Raw genomic sequence first — 4040 nt, 5'->3', positions numbered from 1 at the left:
ACCGTATCCTTGGTGCATTCGTCGAGGCCGGTGAAGACCGGATCGTCGACCTTCTTGCCCTGGATGAGGTCGAGCATCACCGACGGCGCCTTGTAGCCCATTTCGAACGGCCGCTGGCCGACCAGTGCGGTCACAAGGCCCTCCCTGGCGATAGCCACCTCGTCGCCGATCGTGTCGGCGGCGCCGATGACGAACTCGTTCTTGGCGATCTTGTCGGCCATCGGCTTGAACAGGTCGCGATAGGGCTGCGGAGCGCCGAACAGCGGCCAGCCGCCCATGATGCCGAAAGCGTCGAGCTTCGGATTGGCGGCCAGGATGTCGGTCATCGCCTGCACGCCCTTGGCGCCGTCGTCATTGGTGAACACCGGGCAACCCGCCACTTCCGTCCAGCCGCCTTCGCCGGCGAGCGCCGGCAGGCCTTCCTTGCCCGACAGCGCATCGCGCATGCCCTGCGCGCGGCGCAGGATGTTGTCGGCGGCCGGATTGCCCTCGATCGTGCAGATCGTGCCGCCATTCGGCTTGGCCTTCTTGATGTATTCGCCGATTCGCTTGCCCATCAGATAGTTGTCGGTGCCGAGATAGGTCTTGCGAAGCGCGGCGTCTTCCTTGGCGAGATCGGCATCGACCGTCATGATCGGGATCGATGGATTGGCGCTCTTGATCGTCTGCGCGATCAGCGGCGCGTTGGACGGCGAGATCGCCATCGCGGCCGTGTCCGGCTTGCTCAGCATGTCCTGCACGATCTGTGCTTCGCCGGCCTCGTCCGAGGTCGATGCCGGGCCGGTGTAGAAGCATTCATACTCGGAGCTCGCGTTCTCCTTGTTCCACTTCTCGCAGCCCTGATGGATGGCTTCGAAGAACGGGTTGTCGAGGCCCTTTACGACAATGACGAGCTGTTTCTTGGCCAAAGCCGGCCCGGCGCCCAGCGCCATGGCGGCGACGGCGGCGAGCAAAAGTGATTTCCTCATATCAGTCCTCCCTTGAAAACAGACGGACACGACGTGCCCGCCACACCGATCGGCCCGGATGCAAGCAACACGCGGAATAGGCTCGAAAGTTCGTGTCTCAAGCCGGGCCGACAAGCATTTGCCGATCCGTTCCAGCTCGAATGGGCGCCGGCCGGATCCTGAATCTTGCCCATCGCGTCACGCCGAGCAGCGATTTCGCGACGGAAAAACTCTTCCTCCAATGCTAGCTAATAACGGCTCGCTGCCAACGTCAATTCCAATTTGTCCTACAAAACCGATTTTTCGACGGGACTCGAAATTAATCGCCCGACAATTGATTGACGCCCATGGCCGCATTTGCCTAAATGAGTCTATCGCACCTGCTCGGGAGGAGTTGGAGGCGCGAGGCCCCTGCGGCGCCGGCAATTATGGCAAGGCAGTCGAGGGACGAAAACGGGGAGGCTTAAGGCTGGTGTCGGTTCTCGAACTCGCCAACATCTCGAAGCATTTCGGCGCCATCCAGGCGGTGAACGACGTCTCGTTCAAGCTCGAGGCCGGCGAGGTCGTCGGCCTGATGGGCGACAACGGCGCCGGCAAGTCGACGCTGGTCAAGATGATCGCCGGCAATTTCCGCCCCAGCCACGGCACGATGCATATGGACGGCAAGGAGTTGATCCTGCACAAGCCGGCCGAGGCCCGCCAGCACGGCATCGAGATCGTCCATCAGGACCTGGCGCTTTGCAACAATCTGACGGCCGCCGCCAATGTCTATCTCGGCCGGGAACTGCGCCGCGGCATCGGCCCCTTCCGCATTCTCGATTATGCCGCGATGTATAAGCGCGCCGGCCAGCTCTTTGCCGAACTGAAATCCGAGACGCGGCCGCGCGACCTCGTCAAGCAGATGTCTGGCGGCCAGCGCCAGGCGGTGGCGATCGCCCGCACCATGCTGTCGCAAGCCAAGATCGTGCTGATGGACGAGCCGACGGCGGCGATCTCGGTGAGACAGGTCGCGGAGGTGCTGAACCTGATCCGCCATCTGCGTGACCAGGGCATCGCCGTGGTGCTGATCAGCCACCGCATGCCCGACGTCTTCGATGTCGCCGACCGCGTCATCGTCATGCGGCGCGGCAGGAAAGTCGCCGACAAGAAGATCGCCTCGAGCTCGCCCGAGGAAGTCACCGGGCTGATCACCGGCGCCATCGAACAGGTTGCGTAATCGCGTGGATCAGGCGTCCAACGCCTCAGGAAAGGTCGATAATGGCAGTCACCCTTGACCAGACGATCGCGCAGAAGCAGCACACATTCTTCTCACGGCTCTTTGCCAACCAGACCTTCTGGGTGGTGATCGCGGTTATCCTCGCCTGCCTGTTCCTGTCCTTCGCGACCGACGCTTTCGCCACGCAGAAGAACCTCTTCAACATCACCCGCAACATCACCTTCGTCGCCATCGTGGCGCTCGGCATGACTTTCGTCATCATCACCGGCGGCATCGACCTGTCGGTCGGCTCGGTGCTGTGCCTGTGCTCGATGGTGCTGGCCGTCACCATGCATGCCGGCTATTCGATCGAAATCGGCATCCTGGCCTCGATCGTCACCGCTTTAGCCATCGGCGCCTTCAACGGGGTGCTCATCGCCTATCTCGGTTTCCCACCCTTCGTGGTGACGCTCGGCATGCTGTCGGTGGCGCGCAGCCTCGCCATGGTCGCCTCCAACAACACCGTCGTCTTCCAGTTCGGGCCGGACCACGACAAGCTTCTGGCGCTGGGCGGCGGCGCCTGGGTGTTCGGCATCGCCAATCCGGTGCTTTACATGATCCTTTTGGCGTTGATCACCGGCTTCATCCTGCGCTGGACCAAGTTCGGCCGGCATATCTTCGCCATCGGCGGCAATGAGCATGCGGCCACGCTGACCGGTGTTCCGGTGCGCCAGATCAAGGTCGCGGTCTATATGATCTCAGCGCTCTCGGCGGGTCTGGCCGGCATCATCCAGACCGGCTGGCTAGGCGCTGTCACCACTAATCTCGGCAACGGTATGGAACTACAGGTGATTGCCGCGACCGTCATCGGCGGCGCCGACCTCGCCGGCGGCGTCGGCACCGCGTTCGGCGCCATCGTCGGCGCCGCCCTGATCGAGGTCATCCGCAACAGCCTCGGCCTGCTCGGTATCAACGCCTTTTGGCAAGGCACTTTCATCGGGGGCGCGATCATCCTGGCGGTGCTGTTCGACCGCATCCGTAATTTTAGGCGCAGCGATTAGAGAGCAAACCTTCCCTTCTCCCTTCTTGTGGAGAAGGGGAGACCCCTGCTCAGTCTGAAAATCCGCCCAGCTGGTCGGTGCGGAGCGGCCGTCATTCCTCCACGCCTTGACGGGGCCAGAGGCGATGAGCTCCGGGTCATTGCGATGCACAAAAGTGCCGAGCCCCGACAGTTTGCCGTAGAAGTTCGGTGCCGCCGCGGGCGTGCGCAGGCCGGCCTTCCAAGCCCATTTCAGTCCCGCCCGGTATGGCCTGAGACCTCTGCACCCGCACTGGCCGGCAGGGTCAGGAAACGCAGCGCTGCCACCAGCCCGATCAGGCCGATCGCGAAAAAGGCGATCCTGAAGTCTATTAGGTTGGGCGCCGCGCCGCTGCGCACGATCTGCGACAGGTTGAGGATCGCCGCGGCCACGGCCACGCCAAACAGCATCGCCACCTGCTGCAGCATGCTGGACAAAGTCGCGGCCGAGCTGCGCTGCGGCGCGCCGATATCCGCGAAGGCAAGCGTGTTGAGCGCCGTGAACTGCATCGAGCGCGTCAGACCGGCGACCAGCATCAACGCCACGACAAGTGCCAGCGGTGTCTGCGGCGAAATCACGCCGCACGCCGCGATTGCAAGCGAGGCAATCACCCCGTTGACCACCAGCACCCGGCGGAAGCCAAAGAGTCTGAGCGTCGGCGTGGTCACCGCTTTCATCCCGAGGTTGCCGAGGAAGTAGGCCAGGATCAGCAGGCCGGCGTCCACCGGCCGCATGCCGAAGCCCACCTGGAAGAGCAGCGGCAGCAGGAACGGCGTGGCGTTGATGGCGACCCGGAAGATCGTGCCCGCCGAGAGCGTC

At 63.2% G+C, this 4040-nt stretch carries 4 protein-coding genes and 1 pseudogene; 2 read left to right on the top strand and 3 right to left on the bottom strand.

Features of this window, described 5'->3' with window-relative positions; translation table 11 throughout:
- The coding region (locus EOA79_RS30385; RefSeq protein ID WP_164894016.1) for a sugar-binding protein at nt 1-968 on the bottom strand (968 nt) is incomplete at its 3' end.
- A gap of 451 nt (nt 969-1419) precedes the next feature.
- Between EOA79_RS30385 and EOA79_RS30380 the strand changes: the two genes are divergently transcribed.
- Nucleotides 1420-2163 (top strand): ATP-binding cassette domain-containing protein, encoded by a 744-nt coding sequence (locus tag EOA79_RS30380; RefSeq protein ID WP_095802345.1) that lies wholly within the window; start codon nt 1420-1422, stop codon nt 2161-2163.
- Nucleotides 2164-2204: 41 nt separating this feature from the next.
- Complete coding sequence (locus EOA79_RS30375; protein ID WP_066992267.1) at nt 2205-3203, top strand: ABC transporter permease; 999 nt, start codon at nt 2205-2207, stop codon at nt 3201-3203.
- A gap of 126 nt (nt 3204-3329) precedes the next feature.
- On the opposite strand, the pseudogene EOA79_RS33930 reads toward EOA79_RS30375, so the two are convergent.
- Nucleotides 3330-3428: pseudogene (locus tag EOA79_RS33930) on the bottom strand (amidohydrolase); the annotation flags it as partial.
- 5 nt (nt 3429-3433) lie between these two features.
- Nucleotides 3434-4040, bottom strand: a 607-nt coding sequence (locus EOA79_RS30365; RefSeq protein ID WP_128293587.1) for an MFS transporter, incomplete at its 5' end; no start/stop codon positions are given.

The sequence above is a fragment of the Mesorhizobium sp. M1A.F.Ca.IN.020.03.2.1 genome, assembly GCF_004023205.1.
In the GTDB taxonomy this organism is placed as follows: Bacteria; Pseudomonadota; Alphaproteobacteria; order Rhizobiales; family Rhizobiaceae; genus Mesorhizobium.
The sequence above is the reverse complement of the archived record's forward strand: the minus strand, read 5'-3'. Positions and strand labels throughout refer to the sequence as shown.

Bases quoted from the DNA above. Each gene is read 5' to 3' on its own strand.
- EOA79_RS30375 (WP_066992267.1), top strand. From the start codon at position 2,205: ATGGCAGTCACCCTTGACCAGACGATCGCGCAGAAGCAGCACACATTC.